Origin of the sequence: Shewanella marisflavi, assembly GCF_002215585.1 — a bacterium.
Lineage (GTDB): Bacteria > Pseudomonadota > Gammaproteobacteria > Enterobacterales > Shewanellaceae > Shewanella > Shewanella marisflavi.
Genome location: NZ_CP022272.1, coordinates 1,127,103 through 1,151,939, shown reverse-complemented (window position 1 = coordinate 1,151,939; position 24,837 = coordinate 1,127,103). Strand labels below are relative to the sequence as shown.

The 24,837-nt window shown below is 49.9% G+C and carries 20 protein-coding genes; 2 read left to right on the top strand and 18 right to left on the bottom strand.

What is annotated here, in order from left to right; genetic code table 11:
* Window positions 1-14 precede the first annotated feature (14 nt).
* Both dnaJ and dnaK read right to left on the bottom strand, forming a co-directional pair.
* Window positions 15-1,145 carry a molecular chaperone DnaJ gene (gene dnaJ / locus CFF01_RS05175; RefSeq protein ID WP_033537389.1) on the bottom strand — a complete coding sequence of 377 codons (1,131 nt, stop codon included), beginning with the start codon at window positions 1,143-1,145 and terminating at the stop codon, window positions 15-17.
* Window positions 1,146-1,498: 353 nt separating this feature from the next.
* A complete protein-coding gene (gene dnaK, locus CFF01_RS05170) occupies window positions 1,499-3,412 on the bottom strand; it encodes a molecular chaperone DnaK (protein ID WP_033537387.1) in 1,914 nt (637 codons plus the stop codon).
* Between the two features lie 304 nt (window positions 3,413-3,716).
* On the opposite strand from dnaK, the gene CFF01_RS05160 reads away from it, so the two are divergent.
* Entirely contained in the window at window positions 3,717-4,703 is a 987-nt protein-coding gene (locus tag CFF01_RS05160) for a DMT family transporter (RefSeq protein WP_232479510.1), read from the top strand.
* Window positions 4,704-4,800: 97 nt separating this feature from the next.
* Here the strand turns inward: CFF01_RS05160 and CFF01_RS05155 are convergent, their stop codons facing one another.
* From CFF01_RS05155 to CFF01_RS05130, 5 genes are all read right to left on the bottom strand, one after another.
* Window positions 4,801-5,442, bottom strand: a complete 642-nt coding sequence (locus tag CFF01_RS05155; protein ID WP_157704943.1) for a hypothetical protein — start codon at window positions 5,440-5,442, stop codon at window positions 4,801-4,803.
* A 270-nt stretch (window positions 5,443-5,712) separates the two neighbouring features.
* Window positions 5,713-6,984 carry a glutamate-5-semialdehyde dehydrogenase gene (locus CFF01_RS05150; protein WP_088904092.1) on the bottom strand — a complete coding sequence of 424 codons (1,272 nt, stop codon included), beginning with the start codon at window positions 6,982-6,984 and terminating at the stop codon, window positions 5,713-5,715.
* A 42-nt stretch (window positions 6,985-7,026) separates the two neighbouring features.
* Window positions 7,027-8,145 (bottom strand): glutamate 5-kinase, encoded by a 1,119-nt coding sequence (proB, locus tag CFF01_RS05145; protein ID WP_033537384.1) that lies wholly within the window; start codon window positions 8,143-8,145, stop codon window positions 7,027-7,029.
* Between the two features lie 197 nt (window positions 8,146-8,342).
* A complete protein-coding gene (locus CFF01_RS05140) occupies window positions 8,343-9,632 on the bottom strand; it encodes an NCS2 family permease (RefSeq protein ID WP_088904091.1) in 1,290 nt (429 codons plus the stop codon).
* Between the two features lie 862 nt (window positions 9,633-10,494).
* Window positions 10,495-12,027, bottom strand: coding sequence for a M17 family metallopeptidase (locus CFF01_RS05130; protein WP_088904089.1), 1,533 nt, complete (start codon window positions 12,025-12,027; stop codon window positions 10,495-10,497).
* A 504-nt stretch (window positions 12,028-12,531) separates the two neighbouring features.
* On the opposite strand from CFF01_RS05130, the gene CFF01_RS05125 reads away from it, so the two are divergent.
* The gene (locus tag CFF01_RS05125) at window positions 12,532-13,992 is read left to right on the top strand and encodes an aminoacyl-histidine dipeptidase (RefSeq protein WP_088904088.1); all 1,461 of its coding nucleotides are present in this window, start codon (window positions 12,532-12,534) and stop codon (window positions 13,990-13,992) included.
* 448 nt (window positions 13,993-14,440) lie between these two features.
* Here the strand turns inward: CFF01_RS05125 and CFF01_RS05120 are convergent, their stop codons facing one another.
* The 11 genes from CFF01_RS05120 to nqrE form a co-directional block, all read right to left on the bottom strand.
* Window positions 14,441-15,106: a hypothetical protein gene (locus CFF01_RS05120; protein WP_088904087.1), complete on the bottom strand. Its 666-nt coding sequence runs from the start codon at window positions 15,104-15,106 to the stop codon at window positions 14,441-14,443.
* A 915-nt stretch (window positions 15,107-16,021) separates the two neighbouring features.
* The gene (locus CFF01_RS05115) at window positions 16,022-16,390 is read right to left on the bottom strand and encodes a hypothetical protein (protein WP_088904086.1); all 369 of its coding nucleotides are present in this window, start codon (window positions 16,388-16,390) and stop codon (window positions 16,022-16,024) included.
* A gap of 65 nt (window positions 16,391-16,455) precedes the next feature.
* The gene (locus CFF01_RS05110) at window positions 16,456-17,109 is read right to left on the bottom strand and encodes a DJ-1/PfpI family protein (protein ID WP_088905881.1); all 654 of its coding nucleotides are present in this window, start codon (window positions 17,107-17,109) and stop codon (window positions 16,456-16,458) included.
* Window positions 17,110-17,508: 399 nt separating this feature from the next.
* Window positions 17,509-18,453 carry a carbon-nitrogen hydrolase family protein gene (locus CFF01_RS05105; RefSeq protein WP_088904085.1) on the bottom strand — a complete coding sequence of 315 codons (945 nt, stop codon included), beginning with the start codon at window positions 18,451-18,453 and terminating at the stop codon, window positions 17,509-17,511.
* Between the two features lie 456 nt (window positions 18,454-18,909).
* Window positions 18,910-19,989: a DNA polymerase IV gene (gene dinB / locus CFF01_RS05100; RefSeq protein WP_088905880.1), complete on the bottom strand. Its 1,080-nt coding sequence runs from the start codon at window positions 19,987-19,989 to the stop codon at window positions 18,910-18,912.
* Window positions 19,990-20,161: 172 nt separating this feature from the next.
* Window positions 20,162-20,629, bottom strand: coding sequence for a bacterioferritin (gene bfr, locus CFF01_RS05095; RefSeq protein ID WP_033537380.1), 468 nt, complete (start codon window positions 20,627-20,629; stop codon window positions 20,162-20,164).
* A gap of 9 nt (window positions 20,630-20,638) precedes the next feature.
* Window positions 20,639-21,112, bottom strand: coding sequence for a bacterioferritin (gene bfr / locus CFF01_RS05090; protein WP_033537379.1), 474 nt, complete (start codon window positions 21,110-21,112; stop codon window positions 20,639-20,641).
* Window positions 21,113-21,413: 301 nt separating this feature from the next.
* Window positions 21,414-21,638 (bottom strand): (Na+)-NQR maturation NqrM, encoded by a 225-nt coding sequence (nqrM, locus tag CFF01_RS05085; protein ID WP_011866671.1) that lies wholly within the window; start codon window positions 21,636-21,638, stop codon window positions 21,414-21,416.
* 169 nt (window positions 21,639-21,807) lie between these two features.
* Window positions 21,808-22,824, bottom strand: coding sequence for an FAD:protein FMN transferase (locus CFF01_RS05080; protein ID WP_088905879.1), 1,017 nt, complete (start codon window positions 22,822-22,824; stop codon window positions 21,808-21,810).
* A 105-nt stretch (window positions 22,825-22,929) separates the two neighbouring features.
* Window positions 22,930-24,177 (bottom strand): NADH:ubiquinone reductase (Na(+)-transporting) subunit F, encoded by a 1,248-nt coding sequence (gene nqrF, locus CFF01_RS05075; protein ID WP_088904084.1) that lies wholly within the window; start codon window positions 24,175-24,177, stop codon window positions 22,930-22,932.
* 48 nt (window positions 24,178-24,225) lie between these two features.
* Window positions 24,226-24,834, bottom strand: a complete 609-nt coding sequence (gene nqrE / locus CFF01_RS05070; RefSeq protein ID WP_033537375.1) for an NADH:ubiquinone reductase (Na(+)-transporting) subunit E — start codon at window positions 24,832-24,834, stop codon at window positions 24,226-24,228.
* Window positions 24,835-24,837: the final 3 nt, after the last annotated feature.

Genomic DNA, 24,837 nt, shown 5'->3' with positions numbered 1-24,837 from the left:
TGTATCAGCAAGGCTTAACTGTTCAAGTCCTGGAAGAACTTCTTCACGCCATCGAAGAAGCCTTCCGCCTTAGGGCTGTGCTTCTTTGATGAACCCGTCAGGGTGTTATCGAACTCTCGCAGTAGCTCTTTTTGCTTGTCGCTCAAGTTCACCGGCGTTTCCATCACCACCTTACACAGCAGGTCGCCGACCGCATGACTGCGCACCGACTTAACCCCTTTACCACGCAGACGGAACATACGGCCAGTCTGAGTCTCCGATGGAATCTTCAGGTTAACCTTACCATCTAGGGTTGGTACCTCAATTTCACCGCCCAGTGCTGCAGTGCTAAAGGAGATAGGCACTTCGCAGTAGAGGTTATTACCGTCACGCACGAAGATGGCATGCTCACGCACAGTAACCTGCACATAGAGATCTCCTGGAGGCGCGCCAAATTCGCCCGCTTCTCCTTCGCCCGACAGACGAATACGGTCGCCGGTATCCACACCCGCCGGAATTTTCACCGACAGTGTCTTGCTCTTCTCTACGCGGCCTTCACCATGACACTTACCACAAGGATCTTTGATGATCTTGCCGCGGCCATGACAGGTAGGACAGGCTTGCTGCACCGCAAAGAAACCTTGGCGCATCTGCACCTGACCCTGACCGTGACAGGTACCACATGTGGTTGGCGAACTACCTTTTTTGGCGCCGCTACCATCACAAAGATCACAGGTGGCTAACGTCGGAATGCGTAGCTCTTTGGTTAGGCCACGGACCGCTTCTTCCAGTGACAATTCGAGGTTATATCGCAGATCGGAACCGCGCGCCGCCTGGCGTTGACCACCACGGCGTCCACCGCCGAAAATGTCACCAAAGACGTCACCGAATACATCACCGAAGTCAGCGCCGCCGCCAAATCCACCGCCGCCGCGATTAGGATCGACACCCGCATGACCAAATTGGTCATAGGCCGCCTTCTTATCGCTATCGGTTAGAATTTCGTAGGCTTCTTTTACCTCTTTGAAGCTGGCTTCAGCTGCCTTGTCACCCGGATTGCGGTCTGGGTGAAATTTCATGGCGAGGCGCTTATAAGCTTTCTTAATCTCACGCTCGCTGGCGTCACGACCTACGCCCAATACTTCGTAATAATCTCGCTTTGACATAGTCTCATACTTTCTGCGCTAGGGTCTGTTGACCTTTTAGGTTTACTTTTTGTTCAATCTAAACATTGTGCCCAAGGCGCTCGCTGCGTAGCATAGTTATTCTATGTAAGTCGCACATAACGCTGGGCAAGGCGCGTTTAGATGAATCCTTTGGACAGTGTTTGTTGGCCATTTCTACGGCGTTATCGCCTGCTTATGCAGAATAACTACACCGCACAGGCTCTGCCTTGTATAACTGACCAACAAATAACTGCAAAAACAAACAGCAAAGGTCAACTGACCCTAAAGTTGTACGAACGGGCGTTAGAGTTACCCCATAACGCCCGCTGGAAATAATTTAGGCTGGGCCTGAATTATTTTTTGTCGTCTTTAACTTCTTCAAACTCGGCATCGACAACATCGTCAGCAGGAGCTTCATTAGACTGCTGAGCCTGCTCGCCTTGGCCAGCTTGCGCCTTAGCTTGAGCGATCTCCATCAGCTTGGCAGACGCTTCCATCAGGGCTTGCGTTGCTTTTTCGATGGCTTCTTTGTCTTTGCCCTTAGAGGCTGTATCGACTTCGGCCATTGCTGCTTCGATCTTCTCTTTATCTTCAGCTGGCAATGCGTCGCCCGCTTCCTCGATCTGCTTCTTGGTTGCGTGAACCATGCCATCAGCCTGGTTACGTGCAGTCACTAGCTCTTCGAACTTAGCGTCTTCATCGGCGTGTGCCTCAGCGTCACGTACCATGGCTTCCACTTCTTCATCACTCAGACCAGAAGAGGCCTTGATGGTGATGTTCTGTGCCTTGCCTGTCTTCTTGTCAGTTGCTGACACATGCAAGATACCATCGGCGTCGATATCGAAAGCCACTTCAATTTGTGGCATGCCACGTGGAGCAGGCTCGATACCTTCCAGGTTGAACTGACCCAGCGACTTGTTCGCGCTAGATTGCTTACGCTCACCCTGTAGCACGTGGATGGTTACCGCGCTCTGGTTGTCATCAGCCGTTGAGAAGGTCTGACTAGCCTTAGTCGGGATAGTCGTATTCTTCTCGATAAGCTTAGTCATTACGCTACCCATGGTTTCGATACCAAGAGATAGTGGTGTAACGTCTAGTAGCAGTACGTCTTTCACGTCACCAGAAAGTACACCCGCCTGAACCGCAGCACCGATAGCAACCGCTTCGTCAGGGTTAACGTCTTGACGCAGCTCTTTACCGAAGAAGCTAGACACCTCTTCACGAACCTTAGGCATACGTGTCTGACCACCGACCAGAATCACTTCGTTGATGTCTGATACAGACAGGTCTGCGTCAGCCAGTGCAACTTTTAGCGGCTCAAGTGAACGTTGGATCAGATCTTCAACCAGAGACTCAAGCTTAGCGCGAGTGATCTTAACCACTAAGTGCTTAGGACCTGTCGCATCTGCCGTGATGTATGGCAGGTTAACTTCAGTCTGCGTGGTGCTAGATAGCTCGATTTTCGCCTTCTCGGCAGCTTCTTTCAGACGCTGCATTGCTAGCGGATCGTTACGCAGATCCAGTGATTGCTCTTTCTTGAACTCGTCAGCCAGGTAGTTGATCAGACGGTTATCAAAGTCTTCACCACCTAAGTGAGTGTCACCGTTAGTTGCAAGCACTTCGAAAGTTTGCTCACCATCAACGCTATCGATCTCGATGATAGAGATATCGAAAGTACCACCACCTAAGTCGTATACTGCAACAATGTTGTCGCCTTGCTTCTTATCGATACCATAAGCCAGTGCCGCAGCGGTTGGCTCGTTGATAATACGCTTCACTTCAAGACCCGCGATACGGCCAGCATCTTTAGTCGCCTGGCGCTGTGAATCGTTGAAGTATGCTGGAACGGTAATCACCGCTTCAGTCACTGGCTCACCTAAGTAGTCTTCAGCAGTCTTCTTCATCTTCTTCAGAATTTCTGCAGAAACCTGTGGTGGCGCCATCTTCTTATCGTGCGCTTCAACCCATGCATCACCGTTGTCTGCACCGATGATCTTAAATGGCATGATGTCTACGTCGCGCTGTACTTCGTCATCTTTAAAACGACGACCGATAAGACGCTTAATAGCAAAGAAGGTATTCTTTGGGTTTGTTACAGCTTGGCGTTTCGCAGGCTGACCAACTAATACTTCCTCGCCGGTATATGCGATGATCGATGGTGTGGTGCGATCGCCTTCCGCGTTCTCAATTACGCGTGCTTTATCGCCATCAAGTACAGCTACACAAGAGTTAGTTGTACCTAAATCGATACCAATAATTTTACCCATGGAGTCCTCCAAAAAACTTTTAACTTACGCTAACTTTGTTATCTGATTCAGATATGGGGATAGGCGAAGTTGTTTTCAAGCCTATATTTCCAAGCCAATATCTTTCCTTAACACCCTATATTGGGACAGCGATTGGGATTACAAGGGCAAGAAAGATAAAAATTAACTTAATTGAGTATTTTTTTGATCTTAAAAGCTGCCGAGTGACCAACAAGCAGCGTATAATGCATGCAATCGAAGTAAATGTCCCTCTGTGCCCAGCCTGCGGGATTTTTTTAGTTGTCTCGTTTTGTGAGAAGATTCAGTGAAATCATCCAACCAAGCTTATCTCTACGCCATAGCGGCCATCTTACTCTGGTCGACGGTCGCCACTGCCTTTAAGTTGGCGCTGAGCCACTTTACTCCGCTGCAGCTGGTGTTTGTCGCCGTCTCTACCTCTATCGTGGCCTTAGGGGCTATCTTGGCCGCAATGGGTAAGCTACACCTGATTCGACGCCAATTTGTCAATCGCCCCTGGTTTTACCTACAGACTGGACTGCTCAATCCGTTTCTCTATTATCTGGTGCTGTTTAAAGCCTACGCCCTGCTACCCGCCCAGCAAGCCCTGTCACTCAACTACACCTGGGCTATCTTGCTGCCCCTGTTAGCAGTGCCACTGCTCAAACAGAAACTACGTAAGAGCGATCTCACCGCAGCGCTTATCGCCTATATGGGGGTATTTGTTATCGCAACCAATGGCGAAATCGCCAGTGTGCGCTTCGAGAGTGCCACAGGCGTAATGTTGGCACTGACCAGTACTCTGCTTTGGTCGCTGTATTGGATAGTCAACACCAAAGATAAAGGCGATCCGGTGGTAAGCTTGCTGCTGAGTTTCATGGTGGGGCTGCCTTTTATCCTAGTGACGCTGCTGTTGACCCAGTCGCTACCCAGCTGGGATCTTAAAGCCTTTGGAGCGGGCATCTATGTTGGCCTGTTTGAAATGGGGGTGACTTTCGTTCTCTGGTTGGTGGCGCTGAAAAAAGCGGATCGCACCGCCAGCATGAGTACCTTGGTCTTTATTACGCCGGTATTGTCGGTAGGCTTTATCGCCTGGATCTTACAAGAGACCATTACGCCATCGACCTTTATCGGCTTAGGCTTGATTTTAACGGCGCTGGCGCTGCAGCAGCTCTTGCCGCAGCTAAGCCGTATGCGCGCCAAGCGGTATGCCAAAGCCACCCTGGCCGCCGAAATACCAGTCACGCTCGACAATACTATGCCGCCAAATAACGAGTCCTCCATCAACTCTTAAGGCCATAAAAAAACCGACATTTCGTCGGTTTTTTTATGGCTTGTCACTCAGACAATCTCTGTAAGGGACAGGCACTCAAGCCCGTCTCGCAAGGGCCTTAGTTACGCACGTCAATCTCGCCCACACCCACTGACACATACAGATGCTCATCACCGGCAGAGCCACGTTGATGATAGCTCTGACTCACCATGCTACGCTCCACCTTAAGGTGCTCACCGCCATCACGTACTTTCACCTCACCGACGCCTGATTCGAGCGAGATCTCACCATACTTGGCCTGGTGGGTGATCTCGGCGCGGCCCACACCCACATCGACCTCTATGCTGGCACTCAGACCATTAACAATCACCTCGCCGACACCTGCATCAACTTTTAATGCGGCGTCACGGGGCAGATAAATGCGCCACTTCTGGTTCACATCATCTTGATCAGCCAGCTTAAGCACTAGGCGTTCGCCATTATCGATCACATCAAATTTGGCCGAACTCACGTCAGTATTTTGCCAAAAGCCAAACCACTTAGAGTTGCTGGGCTTCACCTCAACCTCAACCCGTACCATATCCTGGTCACTGGCGATCAGCTCCGCCTGGCCAACTTCCATGTCCAACACCACCTTCTGGCCCTGATAATCAAATTCATCATTTAAAGTGATGCTAGATGCCGCCTGAGCACCAGCGCTCATTAACCCGAACACTAAACTGGCTCCAACCAACATCTTGTTTATCTTATTGCTTTTCATCTTAAGCCCCTTCATCGACTCCCTGTGAGAATAGATAAGACTTAGCAAACAAGATGCCAAAAAGTTAACGTCTTGTATTTAAATGATTTTACAGAAATATAGCACATAGTCAGTTAGCAGCCAGGCAAACAAATCGTGAAACTCACCAAGATAACTGGTGAAATTCATCACTCAGATTAAATACCATAAATGGCTTACTGGATTAAAAGCAAAAAGGAGCCATAAGGCTCCTTTTATCATCAATTCTTAGGCCAGCATTTGGCCTCTACTTTAGCTTCTGGCGGTGTAATCCCCAACGCCAATCCACTTATAAGTGGTCAGCGCCTCAAGCCCCATGGGTCCTCTGGCATGTAGCTTCTGAGTCGATACTGCCACCTCGGCGCCCAGGCCAAACTGGCCACCATCGGTAAAGCGGGTACTGGCATTGACATACACGGCCGCCGCATCCACCTGATTGATAAAATGCGCCGTGGCATGAATGTTATCGCTCAAGATCCCCTCTGAGTGACCACTTGAGAAACGGCGAATATGGGCAATCGCCTGATCGATATCATCGACTACCTTGACGCCAAGATTCAGCGACAACCACTCGGTACCAAAGGTCTCATCGCTCGCCTCAAAGGTCTCCACACCAGCGTCACCAGCCACTGCCTTAGCCTGCGGGCAGGCATAAAAACTCACACCAAGCCCTTGCAAATGAGCGTAGAGTTTAGGCAAGAAGCTCTTGGCAAGGTCTTTGTGGATAAGCACAGTGTCCAGGGCATTACACACGGTAGGCCGCTGCACCTTGGCATTGGCAATGACCTCAACCGCCTTGTCCTGATCCACCTGGCTATCGACAAACAGATGGCAGATACCGATACCACCTAAAATCACCGGAATGGTCGCCTGCTCGGCGCACAGCCGCTGCAGGTTTTGACCGCCTCTTGGGACTATCATGTCGACATAGTTATCAAGCTTCAAAAGCCCTGAGACTAGCGCTCTGTCGGGGTCTTGGATCAGCTGCACCGCATCGCTCGGTAGCCCCTGTTCGGCGATGGCGGCGCGAATCGTTTCACTCAAGGCCTGGTTAGAAGCCAGCGTCTCTTTACCACCACGCAGGATCACCGCATTGCCTGTCTTCAGGGCCAGCACGGCGATATCTACGGTGACATTGGGGCGCGCCTCATAGATAACACCAAGCACCCCCAGCGGCACACGGCGACGGGATAGACGCAGGCCGTTTTCCAGCAGCTGACTCTCCAGCTCGCTACCAATAGGATCGGCCAGGGCCACCACGTTTTCTATGTCGGCGATAACCCCAGATAGACGTTCATCATCGAGTAGCAACCTGTCGATCATGGCATCATTCAGGCCATTTTCTCGTGCCTTGGCCACATCTTGCTGGTTAGCCGCCACTATCTGCTGACTATTGTCGGTAAGCTTACGCGCAATTGCCCGCAACAATTCACGCTTTTGCTGACCCGTAAGGCTTGCCATGGCATAGCTTGCCGCCTTGGCCTGCTCGCCCAGTGTGTTTAAATATTGCTGTTTATCGTCCATTGCTTCTCTTCCACTCACATCGCTCTATTTGGCCAAGCTCACTTACAACACCACCATGTCGTTACGGTGCACTATGGCATCGCCATAGTCGTAACCCAACAGCGACTCAATTTCATCAGAATGTTTACCGGCTATCTTATGCAGATCTTTGGCGCTGTAGCGGCTCATGCCCCTGGCATGTTCACGCCCCTGCTCATCCACCAGCTGCAAGGTGGCCCCCCGTTCAAACACGCCGCTGACCGACAACACCCCTTTAGACAGCAAACTACGCCCCTTCTGGGTCACCGCATTCACGGCGCCGCTATCCAGTACCAAACGTCCCTTAGTCGCAGGCCCCGCCAAAATCCACTGTTTACGGCTCTCCAGCGGATTTTCCAGCGCGGTAAAGTGAGTGCCCACAGGCTGTTTACACACGGCGTCGAGAATCACCTTTGGATGATGGCCCGAAGCGATCACCACCTCGATGCCTGCTCGGCGGGCAATATCTGCCGCCTGTAACTTAGTCGCCATGCCCCCCGTGCCCAAGCCAGACACTGCGCCGCCTGCCAGGCTGCGGAGGCTATCGTCGATATTCACCACCTGCTTAATCAACTTGGCATCGGGATTGGTTCTGGGATCAGCATCAAACAGGCCCTTCTGATCCGTCAGCAAAATTAATAGATCGGCATCGCACAGCAGCGCCGCCCGCGCCGACAGGTTATCGTTATCGCCCACCTTAATCTCATTGGTGGCCACGGCATCGTTTTCATTGATGATAGGAATAATGCCGTTCGCCAGCAGGGCGTTAAGCGAGTCTCTGGCATTAAGGTAGCGCTCTCTGTCATGCAGATCGGCGCGGGTCAGCAGTAGCTGGCCCACATGCAAGCCATAGATACTAAACAGCTGTGCCCAAGCGAGGATCAATTGGCTCTGCCCCACGGCAGCCAAGAGCTGCTTGTTGGCCACGGTATCGGGCAGTTGCGGATAACCTAAGTGTTCGCGTCCCGCAGCGATGGCCCCCGAGGTGCACAGCACCACTTCAACCCCCGCCTTCATCAAGTTGGCCATCTGTCTGGCCAGCTCCACCATATGCGCCTTGTCCAGCTGGCGCGAGCCAGAGGTGAGCACACTGGTGCCCAATTTCACTACCACTCGGCGGTAGCCTATCTCACTTAAGTTCATTTACATATCGACAGAAAAAAACCGAACCTCAAGTTATACCCAATCCCTAAACCAAATGGTAGCGGCGTAGATAAAAGATTAGAGCAAGTCTACTTTCCTTCAAAAAAATCCCATAAAAAAGGCCATACATTGTATGACCTTTAACCTTTTCGCCAAGAAACTCAGCTAACGATAACTAAACTTAACCCTAGCAGTGCTTATCCATAGATAAACTTGGCTAAGAAGAGCGCCGCCAATATCAGCACGCCGAAAGTGAGATCATTATAACGGCCACTAAACAGCTTGATCCCCGCATAGGCGATAAAGCCCATCGCGATACCAGTGGCAATGGAGAAGGTCAGCGGCATCAAGATACAGACCACCACCACTGGCGCGGCCTCGGTCAGATCTTCCCAGTCCACATGCACCAGTCCAGACATCATTAAGATAGCTACGTAGAACAAGGTGCCTGCCGTCGCGTAGGCTGGCACCATACCCGCCAATGGCGAAATAAACAGAGATAACAAGAACATGATCCCTACCACCACGGCCGTAAGTCCGGTGCGACCACCAGCGCTCACCCCGGCAGTACTCTCAATATAGCTAGTGGTGGTCGACGTGCCTAGCATGGCACCGGCAATGGTTGCTGTGCTGTCGGCGGTCAGCGCACGGCCAAGTCGGGGCAATCTGCCTCTGTCATCGAGAAAGCCACCACGCTGCGCCACGGCCACCAAGGTCCCCGAGGTATCGAACAGATCCACAAACAGGAAGGCAAACACCACGGAGAGCATGCTGATCTCAAGCACATTGGCAAGATCCATCTTCATAAAGGTCGGTGCGATAGAGGGTGGCGCCGATACCAAACCGCCATACTGCACGTCCCCCAGCAACAGCCCAAGCGCTGTGATCGATAAAATGCTGATGATCACCGCCGACTGATAGCCTCTGTGTACCAAGGCGATAATGATAAAGAAGCCAAGCACAGACATGACTGCCGGTAAGGCGGTGACATCGCCCATGGTGACCAAAGTTGCCGGACTGGCCACCACGATACCGGCGCTCTTGAGGCCAATAAGCGCCAGAAACAGACCGATACCGGCGGCGATTCCTAAACGCAGCGACATAGGAATACTATTGACGATCCACTCACGGATCTTCACCAGAGACAAGATCAAAAAGCAGATACCCGAGAGGAATACCGCGCCCAGCGCCGTCTCCCAGCTATAGCCCATCTCGCCCACAACGGTATAAGTAAAGAAGGCGTTAAGCCCCATGCCGGGTGCCAGTGCAATGGGATAGTTAGCCACAATCCCCATCACCAAACAGCCCACCGCTGCGGCCAAACAGGTGGCGACAAATACGGCGCCGTGATCCATACCCGCGTCAGCCAACATCATAGGGTTGACGAAGATGATATAGGCCATGGTTAAAAATGTGGTCAATCCGGCTACAACTTCTTGTTTTAACGTCGTTTGGTGCTCGGTTAACTTGAATACTTTCTCTAACATGGAACATGGTTCCTTGATTTAATTATTGTTTATTTAGGTAGGGTAAAGTTAATACCAGGTTAACAGCCTGATATTGAGCGACGATTATATACGCAAAAATTAACCAAACGCGAGCCAGTTTAGAGCCATAACTCAAGCCTGTTTCATAAAGGTGATCTACAGCAGATTTATTGGCACGTCAGCGAGGACCAAACGGCAAATTTCAGGCAAAAAAAAGCCTGCTCAAAGAGCAGGCGAGACATGTTTCAAGTGTTCCGAAAGGAAAGAGTTACCGCGCTAGCGGGTTACACTGGTCTATCGCTCAATGAGCAATAGACTACTTGAGTCTAAAAATCCCCAAACGGGGCAAGGTTGATGGATGATGCAACTACTTTAATCAAGTGAACTAGGTCCAAATGATCTTAGGGGTAGTTAACCCTTAAAAGTCATAGCGTACAGACCGCCACGAAGGGCATCAGTACAAAACCAAGTATTCTGCCAATAAATGTGCTGAATTCCGGTATAAGCCATAGTCATTAACTCCTAACAAAGTTGAAAAAAAATCTCTAGTGAAACTTGGCAAACCTTCATCGAAGGCCTTATGCCGCAGTATTCAACTTGTCGCTCGGTTCCTTGGAGAATTATCCGTCCTGGATAGACCTGAGGTGGAAGACACTGTGTCTAACCAACGAGAGCCATTATATTTAAATGTAGTTTTATTACAAGCTTTTTTTCCATTTTTTTTAAAAATAGCCTCAAAATGTAATTTTACAACAAAATAACACTTACTCAGGATGGATCGAGATCACAAACTTAGGCTGATTAGTGATCAGGCAATAAAAAAGGGCAGCGCGATGGCTACCCCGGTCAAATTTCTTGCCGTTTAACTGCGGATCAACTGGCACAGACTCAATAATGGTGCCGCTGTTGGCGTGCCATAAAGCGGGTCTCCTTCGGTTGCACTGCCAGCAATATCCACATGGGTATAAGCCAGCGGCTTGTCGCTTGTCAGCCCATGTTCCTCAAGGCCAGAGGCTTTAAGCAGGAAGGCCGCCGGATATTGATGGCCCCTGGCGGTAACCGACGACGGCGCATTGTTTGATGACAAGATATCCGCCACCCCAGAGGGATCAACAATCTTCTGATAGTCTTCACGACGCAGACGCGACAGCTCTACCGGCTCGCCCCAGGCCTCGCTGATCGCCTGCAGGTTTTGCCCTACCTTCTGCTCTCGCGCCACCGCATTTTCCACCAGTGCCGTATAGCCGCCATAACAGCGCACCACATGTCCAGTCAGGGTCGCCACCGAAAACAGCTGCGGCGCCTCCGCATGCTGCGCCTTGAGCCTAAGATGGGATAAGAGATCCGCCAGCACCAAACGCCCCTCGGCATCGGTATTACCGATACGTACCCGCACACCAGCATGGCTGGTGATGATCTCGTCGGTTACAAAGGCCTCACTACCTATGCTGTTACGCACTAGGCCAAGCTCGGCTACCACACGCACACCTTTAGGCTTGAGCAATGCCAGAGTCTTCATCAGGCCGGCAACAGCGGCTGCGCCGCCCTTATCTCGGCTCATTCCCGCCATAGCACCACCCACTTTAAGATCGGCGCCGCCCGTGTCGTACACCACACCTTTACCAGCAAAGAAATAGCTGCGCTCTATAGGCCCTTCGGCTTTATATTCCAGCTTAACCACTCTTGGCTGATGTCGTGGTACGGCGAAAGAGGCGCGGCCCACTGCACTCAGCAAGGGGTAGTCACGCTCCAGCACGTCTCTGTCTTCAACCACAGAGATATTCAGATCAAGCCCTTGCATGGCATCGACACAGTATTGAGCAAAGGCTGGCGCAGACATGCGCTCAGGCTCAGTGCCACAAAGGTCACGGGCCAGATGTTTGCCGGCCTCGATGGCGCTAAGCAGCTCGCCAGCCTTGTCGTCAACCAGCAGACCAATTTGAGAAATCTTGTCCATCTCACCCATGGCCTCGCGGCGCTCCAGCGCCTGCCACAATGCCTGGGCACAGCCGAGCGCAGCAACACCCAAAGATTGCTGATACCTAGCCTGAGTCGATGGCGTGACAATCAACAAGGGACGTCTGGCACCCGAATCAAAGGCGACCTTGATCCCTTGACGCGCCGCATCACTATAGACCCTCACATCCTGAATATCGCTGTCGCTGTCAGCTAGCGGCGCGACGATCAGACGACCACCGGCCAGCCCAGGGGCAAACAATAGTGTGGTCGAGCGACCGACTCTAGCATCCACCTGGGCACCATGGCTGGCAAGCATCGCCAGCTCCTCTTGAGCGATGGCGTCTAGGCCATGGGTCACAACGACCACAGCATCCCAACGGTTATCGTCAAAAATAGCTTCTGAATCTGTTACATCTATAAATTTAACCCCGGTCATGCCTCATCCTTTTCATCTAACGGTTTTTCGGTCTTAGCCGAATCAACTGACACCTATATAAATGATACAAGTGCCCTTACCTTTCGACAGATCTGTGCCTGCCTATCGTGAATATCAACCTAGCTTCTAGCGACGATACTGAGTCTTGCTAAGCCCTTAGCCCTAGGTCCTAAGACATAAGCCCTTAGCCCTGCCAAATTTCAGTAACCTCATATGGCCACTTACCCGCAATTTGAGGGTTGGGTTAAGGCCATGTCAGCCAAGGCTAAATCGTCGTGAGAGTTGGCATTATTCTCCTATCTGGCACTAAAGCCAAATGAAAATAATGATGTAAGCCCCAAAGGCTCCCTGAAACAGGTGGCAACTTAGTATGACACTTTACCCATAAGCTCCGCGCTTTCCTGCGCACTTCTGGGCGCGGCAAATCCCCCCGACGCCTCAGAGTCTATGATAGACTATCGCCAAATTAGACCTCAAAGACCTTTATAACAGAGGAGTTTGTCCGTGAGCACATTAAGTCAATTGCAACCTCAGGCACTTTGGCAGTGGTTTGAACAGATCTGCGCCATTCCCCACCCGTCTAAGCATGAGCAGGCACTAAGCCAATACATCCAAAACTGGGCCAAAGACAAACAACTTAGTGTTGTCGAAGATAAGGTCGGCAACCTGATCATTAAGAAGCCCGCAACACCGGGTATGGTAAACCGTAAAGTTGTCGCCCTGCAGGCACATATCGACATGGTGCCGCAGAAAAATGCCGACAAGGTTCATGATTTTGAGAAAGATCCAATTGAAGCCTATGTGGACGGCGACTGGGTTAAGGCCAAAGGCACCACCCTGGGCTCAGATAACGGCATCGGCATGGCCTCAGCATTAGCGATCCTTGGCAGTGACGATATCCCCCACGGCCCACTGGAAGTCTTGCTGACCATAGATGAAGAAGCAGGCATGACAGGGGCTTTTGGCCTTGAAGCCGGTTACCTTGACGCCGAGATCCTGATCAACACAGATTCAGAGCAAGAAGGCGAGATCTACATGGGCTGCGCCGGTGGCGTCGATGCTCAGATCACTGTGCCTATGGTTTGGCAGGCGGCTGAGCCGAGTCTGTCTACCTACACCCTTACCCTGTCAGGGCTAAAAGGCGGTCACTCAGGGGTGAACATTCACCTGGGCCGCGGCAACGCCAACAAGCTGTTGGCGCGCTTCCTGTTTAACTATGCCGACGAGTTAGCCTTGGAGCTAACCAACTTTAGCGGCGGCTCACTGCGTAACGCCATCCCTCGTGAGGCCAGCGTCAGCTTCATGCTGCCGAGCGAAAACCTGCCACGCCTCGAAGCCTTGATGAAGGAATATACCGATCTGGTACGTCAGGAACTGGCCATCGCCGACCCTGGTATGTTGCTGACTCTCAGTGAGATCCCAGCCGCCACTCAGGTAATGAGCGAAGCCACACAGCAGACCCTGATCGATCTACTACACGCCTGCCCTAATGGCGTAATGCGCATGAGCGATGAGATCCAAGGGGTCACCGAGACCTCGCTTAACGTTGGTGTGATCACCACAGAAGGCGAATCGGTGAGCATACTTTGCCTTATCCGCTCGCTAATCGACTCAGGCCGCGAAGAAGTTGAAGGCTACCTCACCGCACTGAGCAACCTGGCCGGTGCCGAAGTAGAATTCAGCGGCGCCTACCCTGGCTGGAAGCCAGACAGTAGCTCTCCTGTGATGGCGATTGTGAAAGACACCTACGAGTCTATCTACAACAAAGAGCCTGTCATCATGGTGATCCACGCGGGTCTGGAGTGTGGTCTGTTCAAGAAACCTTACCCAGAGATGGATATGGTCTCCATTGGCCCCACTATCCGCTTCCCACACAGCCCTGATGAGATGGTGTTAATCGAAACCGTCGACCAATACTGGAAACTACTCCTCGCCGTACTGGAACGTATTCCAGAGAAAGCCTAAAAGGTCATTGATAAGAAAAGGCGTCTAACAAGACGCCTTTTTTGCTTCTTTGGTGCCGAATTCAACGGTATAGCTCTGACCGTAACGAACTCCAGCGTTAACCTTCATTGTTTTGAATTGCCTGCGGCAGGCTCATGTGCAAACACATTTGTGACACGCTACGAGCACATCCTTGTGAGCTCTGCCTCGGCATCCATGCCTCGGAAGGTCACAAATGTGTTTACACCGAGTTATCAGTCTCTTCGATTTGGCCTTTACTTGTATCATCCGAAAATCAACAGCTAAATTGTTTTTGGACAGAAATGCGCTAACGCAAACACTCTAAAGGTAGACTGAAGGATTAGGAAAAGTATTGGTAACGCCCTGTTAACAGGCAATAAAATAGTTGGTTAAAATAAGCGACGAAGGAGCAAAAACCAACTGTTTTTTGTCCTTGTTTAACAGCTTGTTAAGTGCCCACTTGCACCTTTGCATGTAAGTTTACGTATGATCTCAATTTTATATCTTTAATGAAGATGGGCTCAATTTCTTCTTTTTCTATGGGTTCCCAAACCGCACGTATCTCTTTTTGTGTAGAAAAACCATCGTAATCTTTTAACATAAACGCTGGATAGGAGTTTTTTGGGTCAAAAAAGTCCATCCCATTTTTTTCATCATAATAATGAACTTCAAAAAGACCTAAGAACTTTACAGGCTGGATTTTATTGATTTGCTTTGTGACTTTTCGAAAAAAATGATTGGGTGTTGCTAATTTATAGCATGCATCATAAGACTCCTGTTCAAGCCATGTGTCATGATCTGACTTTGAATACCCATTTGATAAACTAAACACAAAATAATTTGGTTCAATGATGACTACATTGTTCATTTTCAAAGTTCCAATCCCGCCACCTTCACCAATTGAAATCAATGAACTGAGAGCACTTGAACCTTTGATTTGATCGGCTGTTACGTTGTCGTAAATACCAGTAAAACGCTTTGAGCCTTCCATTGAATCAGAAACCATTGTTCCATGTTCTAGAGATTGGTAGTTTTTCAGAGTTCCAATTCTTATGGAGCCTTTATTAGACAGTGCGTCAAAGTGCTCACTTTTTAGATATTTAAATAATTCCATTTATTATGACTCAACTTTCACTAGGGCATTTAACGATCTAGTTCACGAGCCGAAGGTCTCGTGTAACGGCTTGTTCTTTACTTTCGGAGAGAGGAGGTTATCGCTACTCAATCCGTGAGTTTATATTCCATGCCCTTGGGGCTTAATTGATGCCCCCTGCGGCGTGAGGGAAGCATCGCTGCTTTACTTGAAGACTCTTGCTGGTCTCTTCAAAGCTTCGCTTTACGAGCCTTAGCAAGGGCCTTCAAGCTATCATAAATAAGGCGTTTCTTCCATCGCGTTTGGCTCTATCTATTCCTTCGGCTAGACTTAAATATCACTTCTTTTTTGCTAAAAATCGTCTACCGCAGGTCAAGAACATTTTATTAGTGTGCATGCGCGTTTACCTCGTTGGACCAGTGAAAACGCGCATTGTTAACTATCTGTATACAATGAACTTATCAGCATTTTTCCAAATATACCATCTACAAAAACGCGCACAAATACCGGATGAAAATCATTCAAAATCCTTATGATTTAGATATGACTGTATAGTTATCCAGTTTTTTTGGTTGTGGAGTAGTGAATTACATTACGCTGGTGTAGCGATAAAAATTTTTAGGCCAGAAAGTCTGCTCGTTACTGACCCTCCGACAACTTGTTAACTCTTTTTGGGGCAAAAATCAGTTAGCTTTCACGCCTGAAACACACCAATACCGTCAAATCGAAGAGGCGATGGATACCGAGTGTAGATGCATCTGCGGACGTCGATGGCAAGGATGCCATCGTCGAGCCTACAAGGAAGTATTCACGGCGTGTAGCAGATGTATCTGCACAAAAGCGAGCCGCAGGCTATTAATTACAGCGAAGGTACGACCTTCACTTGCCTCTCCAGCATCCCTGCAGATCTGAAGACGTACAGCGTGTCGTCAAATACTATTCAAACAGGACGCCCTTATGACTCCCCTGTTTGTTCCATTTACGAATGACATTTCCATGCTTATCACGCCAACCTTCAATTTCGGGAGTTGAAAGAAGATAAGCATGAAAAGTAATGATTCCGAGTGTCTTACGAACTCTCTCGGCCCAAACAACACCCGCAATAGCGCCGACACCAGCTGTGCCGTAGCAGATATTTAAGGCCGTTTCGAAGTCAAAAAGATAAAATCCAAATACACTCAACATACAAAAAATTGCGGTTGCAGAAAGTACGATTTGAAAGTACAGCCATGCAAAGATTAACCAAGCGGTTAGATCTAGATAGCCTTCCAGTGGTTTCATGATTAATTGCTTCAGAAAATTCATATAACTCCATTTATTTACTTCTGAATCTAACTCTTACCAGCTAACGCCTAAGCGGGCCCTACTCCCTATATCACCAAAGACTCGGCATCACTCTCACTAGCTAAGCGATGCTCATAGGCGGATTCCGCCGATTGGATAGTCTCGGATATAAGCGTTTCGAATATCTCCATTTGCCCTGCGGGGATCAACTGATTCTGGATCTGTTTGCGTTTCGCCGCATCGAACAGACGCTCGGCTAACCAGCCCACTAGATAGAGGAGAGAAAGACAACCACCAGCGGTTGCTATGTTCCCCTCAATCACCAGGGGTAGATCCTGAACATCACCGCCCATGCCCACTAAAGCCGCCTTAGCATCAGGGTTTGTCGTTAGCTTCTTCCCCTTCAGTAACCCCAGCTCATGAAGCACAAAGGAACCCGCACATATTGAGCCAATCAACTGCCTGCTCGGGTCGAGTTTTAAGGCAGACATAAAATTCTCATCTTGCAGCGCCGCGGGAATACCGCGGTAACCACTGGTGATAAGAACGACATCTTGCTCCTTTACCTCAGACACATGACCGTCAGTCTTCACTGTCATCCCTAGCTGCGAATGATGTTCGGGTTTAGTGCCGAGTATCCTGACCGTCCAGCTATCAGAGGTTCTTCCCAGCAAGTCATTCATCAAAAAGAAATCTACATCGGTAAAGTTATCAAACAACACGATGCCAACTTTATACATAATCCCTGTACCCTTAATCACTTAACTCCGAATCGAATCACGTCTTACTGTGAATTAGCTATATCTATGTAGCCCCAAGCTAGCGTGAACATCAAAGAGGCGACACCCAGCCGCCTAAAAACCAATTAATTCAATAGCGGCAATTGGTTACCAGAGTTATATCTCACAAGTAACGAAGAAAACACTCAAAAAATCCGAGCCTCCCCCAGTTCAAACCCAGATATCGAAAATTTCAGCCTTACGACTTATTCAATCAAAGCCACCACGCCGGCAATAGACAATGCCAAATCGAATAGACATTTGATGCCGAGTCTAGATACGCCCACCGCAGATGATAAATATCAATAAAGTTACGGCTTTCAAACCTGCTCGCCAATCTCAATAGATTCAGAAAAAATACTAGTCAGTTTCCTTAAAAGCCGTCGGTGCGCGACGCGTCCTATCCACATGCAGCTCAAACACATCAGGCCGAGAATAGTGCCCGGCCACATCCAGGGCGCGTTTGGCGGTCACCGCCTGCTGCGCCTCGATCTCCACTATCAAGCTGCCTTTCTCCTTCGACAGCGGCCCGGAGACTATCTCGCCGCTTGGCGAAATCAGTGTAGAGTCCCCAGGATTGATCCAGGCTTCATCGGCCGGATAGAGTCGGTCGATGTCGGGAAAATCCTCCGGGAGATCCCGCCGCTCTAGGGCGACGCCACAGGATATCACCCAGCACTTACCCTCTCTGGCGATGTGCTGCATCGAGCCTATCCATGCCGCGCCGCTGTCGTAGGTCGGCGCGATATAGATCTCTACGCCTTGGGAGTAGAGCGCGTACCTGGCAAGGGGCATATAGTTTTCCCAACAGATTAGGCTGCCGATTCTGCCCACAGGGGTATCGACCACTTTCAATCCATGGCCGTCCCCCATCCCCCAGACCATACGCTCGGGATTGGTCGGCATGAGTTTACGGTGATGATTAACAATCTGACCTTGGGGGTCTATGGTGACGAGGGAGTTGTAAAGGGTGGCACGGCTGTTGGCATTGTCTCTCTCGTTAATGCCGCAGACGAGGGTGACGGCGTTTCGTTTAGCCGCCGCTTGCAGGGGCTCAAGATCATCCGACGATAGGTCGACGGCATTTTGCAGTAACCTGGCATGTAACTCTTCACAGATCCCCCAGTCGCCGCCCGGCCTGAGCCGCCAGATCCAAGCCGGATAGCCGGGAATGAAGGCTTCGGGAAAAACAATCAACTTAGCTCCCTGAGCCGATGCCGAGTCTATCAGAGCCACCGCTTTAGCGACTGTGCCTTTTTTGTCAAGCACACAAGGCGCCTCTTGAATGATAGCTACCTTCTTCATAGATCGCTCCTCTTCATAGATCGCTCTTTTTAATCAAGAATAGAGATAACCCTCAGTATAGTTTGCCTCCCCCCAAGTTTCGTAAAATCCCCCCTCTCAGATGGCCCAAGCCCCAAAAGCAATCCATGCCAAACTGTTAGAAATAATAAAGGTCTAATCGAAGAGATAGATAACCCGGTGTAGATACGTCGGTGAGCTTCCGAAACAGGGCCGTTCTTTGACATCCATGTCACCGCAGCATTCGTGAGTCCATTCACATCAGATGTTTCGGCAGATCCTAAAGGGACTTATTCAAATAACATCCGTGTTTAAATGCCAGTTCGGCATCCATGCCTCTCGTTCGCGAGCGCGAAGCTGCGCTTCACTCACCGTCTCACAAACGTATCTGCACATAAGCCCACCGCAGGTGATAGATAACCATGAGGCTACGAGTCAAAAAGGTTAATAGGGTTAACGCTAAAACCCGAGATCCATCTGTGCCCCATGCACTTCATCTTCCTGGCCAGGGCTAACATCGGCACTCTCGAGTCCCACCGACACCCCCAGCAAGCGAATGCCCCGCCCGGCGCGGCGCTCCAAAGCCTGGCTGAGCAGGTCGTAAAACAACTTCACCGACACCTCGTCGCTACGCTGCTCTATGGTGGTCTGTTTAAAGTCATCAAACTTGAGCTTAACCACCTGCTTGTGAATACGCCGCGACTTAGCGCTGCGACTAATGCGGCCGGATAGCTCCTGGATCAGCTGCGGCATCACCGCCTGACACTGCTCGTAACTATAGATATCTTTGGCGAGCGTGGTCTCAACGCCGACAGACTTACGCTCTCTGTGGGGCGAGATACCGCGGGGGTCTATCCCCTGCGCCCTGTCATACAAGACACCACCAAACTTACCGAAGCGCTCCATCAGGCTCTGCCGACTACAAGCCTGCACATCGGCGCAGGTTTTCAGCCCCATGGTCTCCAGCTTAGCGCCTGTCACCTTACCGACGCCGGGAATTTTGATCAGTGGCAATGTCTTCACAAACTCTGGGATCATCTGCGGGGTGATCACATACTGGCCATTAGGCTTGTTGAGATCTGAGGCAATCTTGGCCAAAAACTTCACCGGCGCGATACCGGCTGAGGCGGTGAGTCCTGTCTGCTCAAAGATCTCCTGGCGTATTGCCTCGGCGATCAAGGTGGCCGAACCCTGATGTTGAGTGCAATCACTGACATCCAGATAGGCTTCATCCAGGGAAAGGGGCTCGATTAACTCTGTGTAGCGGGCAAACACTTCTCGGATCTGCGCCGAGACTTCCTTATACACAGACATGCGGCCGGGCACCAAGATAAGATCTGGGCAGAGCTTGAGGGCATAGGCGGAGGCCATGGCCGAGCGCACACCAAACTTGCGCGCCTCATAGTTACAGGTGCTGATCACGCCGCGGCGATCGCTGCGTCCACCAACGGCAATGGGCTTGCCCCTGAGCTCAGGAAAATCACGCATCTCGACCGCCGCAAAGAAGCAGTCCATATCTACATGAATAATCTTTTTCACCTTAATACCTCCGGCGCCAAGAATACTGTACATTTAAACAGTATTCAATCGCTTTGCGCTAAGGTAATAGCTTGGCACTGAATTGCGCCCAGTAAAAAGCCACCCTAAGGTGGCTTTATCTGAATCTGCCGCATGACAATCAAGCAGCGACTGGTATTTTACATCTCACGCCTTACATTTTGGACTGAAGATAATTCTGCAGGCCGACCTTATCAATCAGGCCTAACTGCTTCTCTAGCCAGTACATATGGTCCGACTCAGTCTCTTCCAGCAAGACCTCTAACAACTCGCGAGAGGCGTAATCTTTCTTCTCTTCACATAGCGCAATGGCGGCGCGCAGATTATTGGCGACCTGATATTCATAGTTAAGGTCGTTTTGCAGCATCTCCTGCGGGTTTTTACCGATGTTGAGTGCCTCACGGCTGGCCACATCGGGTGTACCTTCGAGGAACAAAATGCGCTCGACCAACTTTTTGGCGTGTTCGCGCTCATCGTCAGACTCGTGAGAGATACGCTCATGCAGCTCGGTCAGTCCCCAGTCGTCATACATCAGGCCATGAACAAAATATTGATCCATTGCCGACAGCTCGCCGGTCAATAACTTGTTCAGTGTGTTGATCACCTCTTGGTTACCTTTCATATTGACTCCCTATTCCGACTCTATCTGTGACTGCAGGTAATTTTGAATGCCTGTCATCTTAATGAGATCTTGCTGCGCCTCGATCCAGTCAAGGTACTCCTCTTCATCTTCCAGCAGATCTTCGAGGATCTCACGACTGACATAATCTTGCTCCGTCTCGCACAGGTCTATGACGCTGCGAAGCTCGACCAGCTGCTCTTCAAGCATGGTCTTGTCACACTGCAACATCTCCTCTGGATGCTCACCGATACGCAATTTTTCAAGCTGCTGTAGATTAGGCAGGCCTTCGAGAAATAGCACCCGCTCAATTAACTTGTCGGCGTGCTTCATATCTTTAATCGACTTCTTGTAGCACTTCTCATTGAGCTCTTCCAGACCCCAATTTTTATACATGCGCGCATGCAGGAAGTACTGATTGATTGCCGTCAATTCAAAGGTCAGTATCTTATTTAACTGACGAATGACATTCGGATGACCCTTCATTTGATCTCCTTAATAAACTTGATCTAAATCAATATTTAAGACTAGAGCAATTTTAAGCCAATTACAAATAAACATTATGTTTCAATTGGTTATCAAAGATAATCATTCTTATTCGCGCTTTGATTAGCGATAAAAAAGTAAGAGGTTAAAGATAATAGATCCAGACTGTTAAGCGCCATCTTGCCCCAGCGACGTCAGGATCAAGCACTCAAAAATAGATAGAAATTAGTGGGAGTCGACAAATTCAGAGCAATAAAAAAGGCTCCAAAATGGAACCTTTAATCGGGACGAGTCTATTAACCTAGATGATACGATCTTTAGCCAGCTTCTCGCGACGGGCCTCTTCTTCGGCCATCTTCGCCTTACGCTTATCGCATGGGTCGTCACAGTCACAGGCCTTCTCGATACCCAGGGCACCCAGACCACCGCAGCTGCCGGCAACCGCCTTCTGCTTCACCAGGTAGCCGATAGACATAAGAACGAAAAACAGTAGTAATACCACAAAAGCCGCTAAAAAAGTGCTCATCACTGACTCCAGATACACATAAGTTGGCTGTATCGCTTATGTGTCTAACCATTCGCTAACTAGTTGAATAGCTATTTGGCAAGCTAATCAACCGACATGCAAGACTGCATTCAAAGGTGCGCATTGCCACTATGCTTAGCGGGCTGGCGCACCGATGGACGCTATTCTATCACAAACCCACGTAGGGCTTAAAGGCATCGCTATAGTAGACCTTGAAACCTTGCGCTTGCTTCTCGATCAGCATGATGGCCAGATGCTCACGCTCGGCCAGCGCCAGCGAGGCCTCTGTGCCCAGCACCATCATGGCGGTGGCATAACCGTCGGCAATCATGCTCTCCTTGGCCAGCACGGTCACCGAGGCAAGCTTATGGTCGATGGGGTAGCCATTGCGCGGGTCGATAATATGAGTGAAGCGTTGCCCCTCTTCCTCATAGTAGTTGCGATAGTCGCCAGAGGTTGCCATGGCCATATTGCCCGGCTCAATCACCTGCTGCGCCACTCGCTCATCCTCATCGGGCTGCTCTATGGCGATCACCCAAGGGCTGTCGTCCGCCTTGACGCCGAAGAGGCTGATCTCGCCGCCTATCTCCACCAGATAACCTTTGGGCTGATACTTGCTCAGCAGCTTGGCCACCTTATCGACCCCAAAACCTTTAGCGATTGAGGAAAGATCCACATAGAGATCTGGGTTACTTTTACTCAGTTTGAGGCCATCAACCTTAAGGTATTCAATACCCGTTTTAGCTTTGGTCTGAGCAATAAGTTCCGCGCTCGGCACTCGTGTTGGACGCTTATCGGGTCCGAAGCCCCACAGGTTCACCAGTGGCCCTAGGGTAATATCCAACGCGCCGTCAGTCTTACGATAGAGGTCGATCCCCGTCTGCACCACCTTGGCCGTATCGGGCGATACCGCCAGACCAGTTTCGAGCGTCATCTGATTAAAGCGTGACAACTCTGAGTCCGTGCGATAAGTGGACATCTGATCGTTCACCTGCTCCAGCGCCAGGTCGATCTCCGCTTGCAGCAGTTGTTCGTCAGGCATCTGTTGATCGCCGACAAATTTAATATGGTAAGTCGTGCCCATGGTCTGCCCAGACAGGGAGATCGTCTTAACAGGTTGGGTACAGGCTGAAATAAAAAAGGCTAGTCCCGCCAGGACTAACCCCTTGATAAAGGTCTTATACATATTGACCATTGTCCTTAATGATAACCCGGTAACACACTCCCTAAGGGCCTTTGGGCGCCTTAGGGAGCACGATAATCACGGCAATAATATCACAAGAATGATTGCTTAGCCGCCGAAGTCATCCAGCAAGATGTTTTCATCTTCAACGCCAAGATCTTTAAGCATACCGATAACGGCCGCGTTCATCATTGGAGGTCCACACATGTAGAACTCACAATCTTCTGGCGCATCGTGGTCACGTAGGTAGTTTTCATACAAGACGTTATGAATGAAGCCTGTGTAACCATCCCAGTTATCTTCGGGTTGCGGGTCAGACAGGGCCACGTGCCATACGAAGTTATCGTTCTCAGCCGCCAGGCCGTCGAAGTCTTCAACGTAGAACATCTCACGCTTAGAACGCGCACCGTACCAGAAGCTCATCTTACGCTTAGACTTAAGACGCTTGAGCTGGTCGAAGATGTGTGAACGCATAGGCGCCATACCTGCACCACCACCGATGAATACCATCTCGGCATCGGTATCTTTCGCGAAGAATTCACCGAATGGACCAGAGATAGTCACCTTGTCGCCAGCCTTCAGGCTCCAAATGTATGAAGACATCTTACCGCAAGGCAGTGACAGGTTACGTGGAGGCGGCGTCGCGATACGTACGTTCAACATGATGATACCTTCCTCTTCAGGATAGTTCGCCATTGAGTACGCACGGATTGTCTCTTCATCAACCTTAGACTCTAGCTTGAAGAAGCCAAAGTGTTCCCAGTCGCCACGGTATTCTTCAGGTACGTCAAAATCGGCGTACTTAACATGGTGAGCAGGTGCTTCGATCTGAATGTAACCACCGGCACGGAAAGGTACAGACTCGCCATCAGGAATTTGCAGCTTAAGCTCTTTAATGAAGGTTGCTTTGTTATCGTTAGAGATAACTTCACAATCCCATTTCTTGATACCGAAGATCTCTTCTTCCAGCTCGATCTCCATATCTGACTTAACGTTTACCTGACAAGATAAACGACAGCCATTACGGGCATCGCCCTTAGAGATATGGTCGAGTTCTGTTGGCAAAATATCACCGCCACCAGATTTAACGATCACCTTACACTGGCCACAAGAACCACCGCCACCACAGGCCGATGAAACGAAGATGCCGTTTTCAGCCAATGCGCCAAGCAGTTTACCGCCTGCAGCCGTTTTAATCGCCTTATCCGCATCTTCATTGATGCCGATAGTAATATCGCCACTTGGTACCAACTTAGACTTGGCGAACAAAATCACCAAAACTAATACCAGTACAATGGCTGTAAACATACTCACACCGAGGTATACATCGATTGGAGTAGATTCAATAATACCCATTAACTTATCCTTTAAGGTTCAAATTCAGAAGCCGTTAAGGTGTCTCTATTACAGAGACACACCTGAGAACGACATGAAACCTAGAGCCATCAAACCTGCAGTCACAAAGGTAATACCTAGACCACGTAGACCATTAGGGACATCAGCATATTTTAACTTCTCACGGATACCGGCCAGTAGGACAAGCGCCAACGCCCAACCAATACCCGAACCTATGCCAAACACTAAACTTTCAGTCAGGTTGTAGTCACGCTCAACCATGAAAGATACCGCACCAAAAATCGCACAGTTTACGGTGATTAGCGGTAGGAAGATCCCCAGCGCGTTGTATAGCGGTGGAAAATACTTATCTAATGTCATCTCAAGGATTTGAACCAGCGCCGCGATCACACCGATAAAGGTGATGAACTTAAGGAAGCTCAGATCCGCATCGGGTACACCAGCCCAGGCTAAGGCGCCCGGAGCCAAAATACTCTGATAGATAATTTGGTTAACGGGTACAGAGATAGCCAATACCACGATAACAGCGACCCCCAAGCCCATGGCTGTGGTCACCTTCTTAGACACAGCCAAGAAAGTACACATACCAAGGAAGAAGGATAACGCCATGTTTTCAATGAAAACAGAACGAATTAACAGACTAATAAAATGTTCCATTAC

Coding starts and splice junctions, on each gene's coding strand:
- CFF01_RS05105 (WP_088904085.1), bottom strand. CDS start 18,453: ATGAAGAAGGTAGCTATCATTCAAGAGGCGCCTTGTGTGCTTGACAAA.
- proB (WP_033537384.1), bottom strand. CDS start 8,145: ATGAACTTAAGTGAGATAGGCTACCGCCGAGTGGTAGTGAAATTGGGC.
- nqrE (WP_033537375.1), bottom strand. CDS start 24,834: ATGGAACATTTTATTAGTCTGTTAATTCGTTCTGTTTTCATTGAAAAC.
- CFF01_RS05110 (WP_088905881.1), bottom strand. CDS start 17,109: ATGTATAAAGTTGGCATCGTGTTGTTTGATAACTTTACCGATGTAGAT.
- nqrF (WP_088904084.1), bottom strand. CDS start 24,177: ATGGGTATTATTGAATCTACTCCAATCGATGTATACCTCGGTGTGAGT.
- CFF01_RS05155 (WP_157704943.1), bottom strand. CDS start 5,442: ATGAAAAGCAATAAGATAAACAAGATGTTGGTTGGAGCCAGTTTAGTG.
- CFF01_RS05130 (WP_088904089.1), bottom strand. CDS start 12,027: ATGACCGGGGTTAAATTTATAGATGTAACAGATTCAGAAGCTATTTTT.
- dnaJ (WP_033537389.1), bottom strand. CDS start 1,145: ATGTCAAAGCGAGATTATTACGAAGTATTGGGCGTAGGTCGTGACGCC.
- bfr (WP_033537380.1), bottom strand. CDS start 20,629: ATGAAAGGTAACCAAGAGGTGATCAACACACTGAACAAGTTATTGACC.
- CFF01_RS05140 (WP_088904091.1), bottom strand. CDS start 9,632: ATGTTAGAGAAAGTATTCAAGTTAACCGAGCACCAAACGACGTTAAAA.
- CFF01_RS05080 (WP_088905879.1), bottom strand. CDS start 22,824: ATGTATAAGACCTTTATCAAGGGGTTAGTCCTGGCGGGACTAGCCTTT.
- CFF01_RS05150 (WP_088904092.1), bottom strand. CDS start 6,984: ATGGACGATAAACAGCAATATTTAAACACACTGGGCGAGCAGGCCAAG.
- CFF01_RS05115 (WP_088904086.1), bottom strand. CDS start 16,390: ATGAATTTTCTGAAGCAATTAATCATGAAACCACTGGAAGGCTATCTA.
- nqrM (WP_011866671.1), bottom strand. CDS start 21,638: ATGAGCACTTTTTTAGCGGCTTTTGTGGTATTACTACTGTTTTTCGTT.
- CFF01_RS05120 (WP_088904087.1), bottom strand. CDS start 15,106: ATGGAATTATTTAAATATCTAAAAAGTGAGCACTTTGACGCACTGTCT.
- bfr (WP_033537379.1), bottom strand. CDS start 21,112: ATGAAGGGTCATCCGAATGTCATTCGTCAGTTAAATAAGATACTGACC.
- dnaK (WP_033537387.1), bottom strand. CDS start 3,412: ATGGGTAAAATTATTGGTATCGATTTAGGTACAACTAACTCTTGTGTA.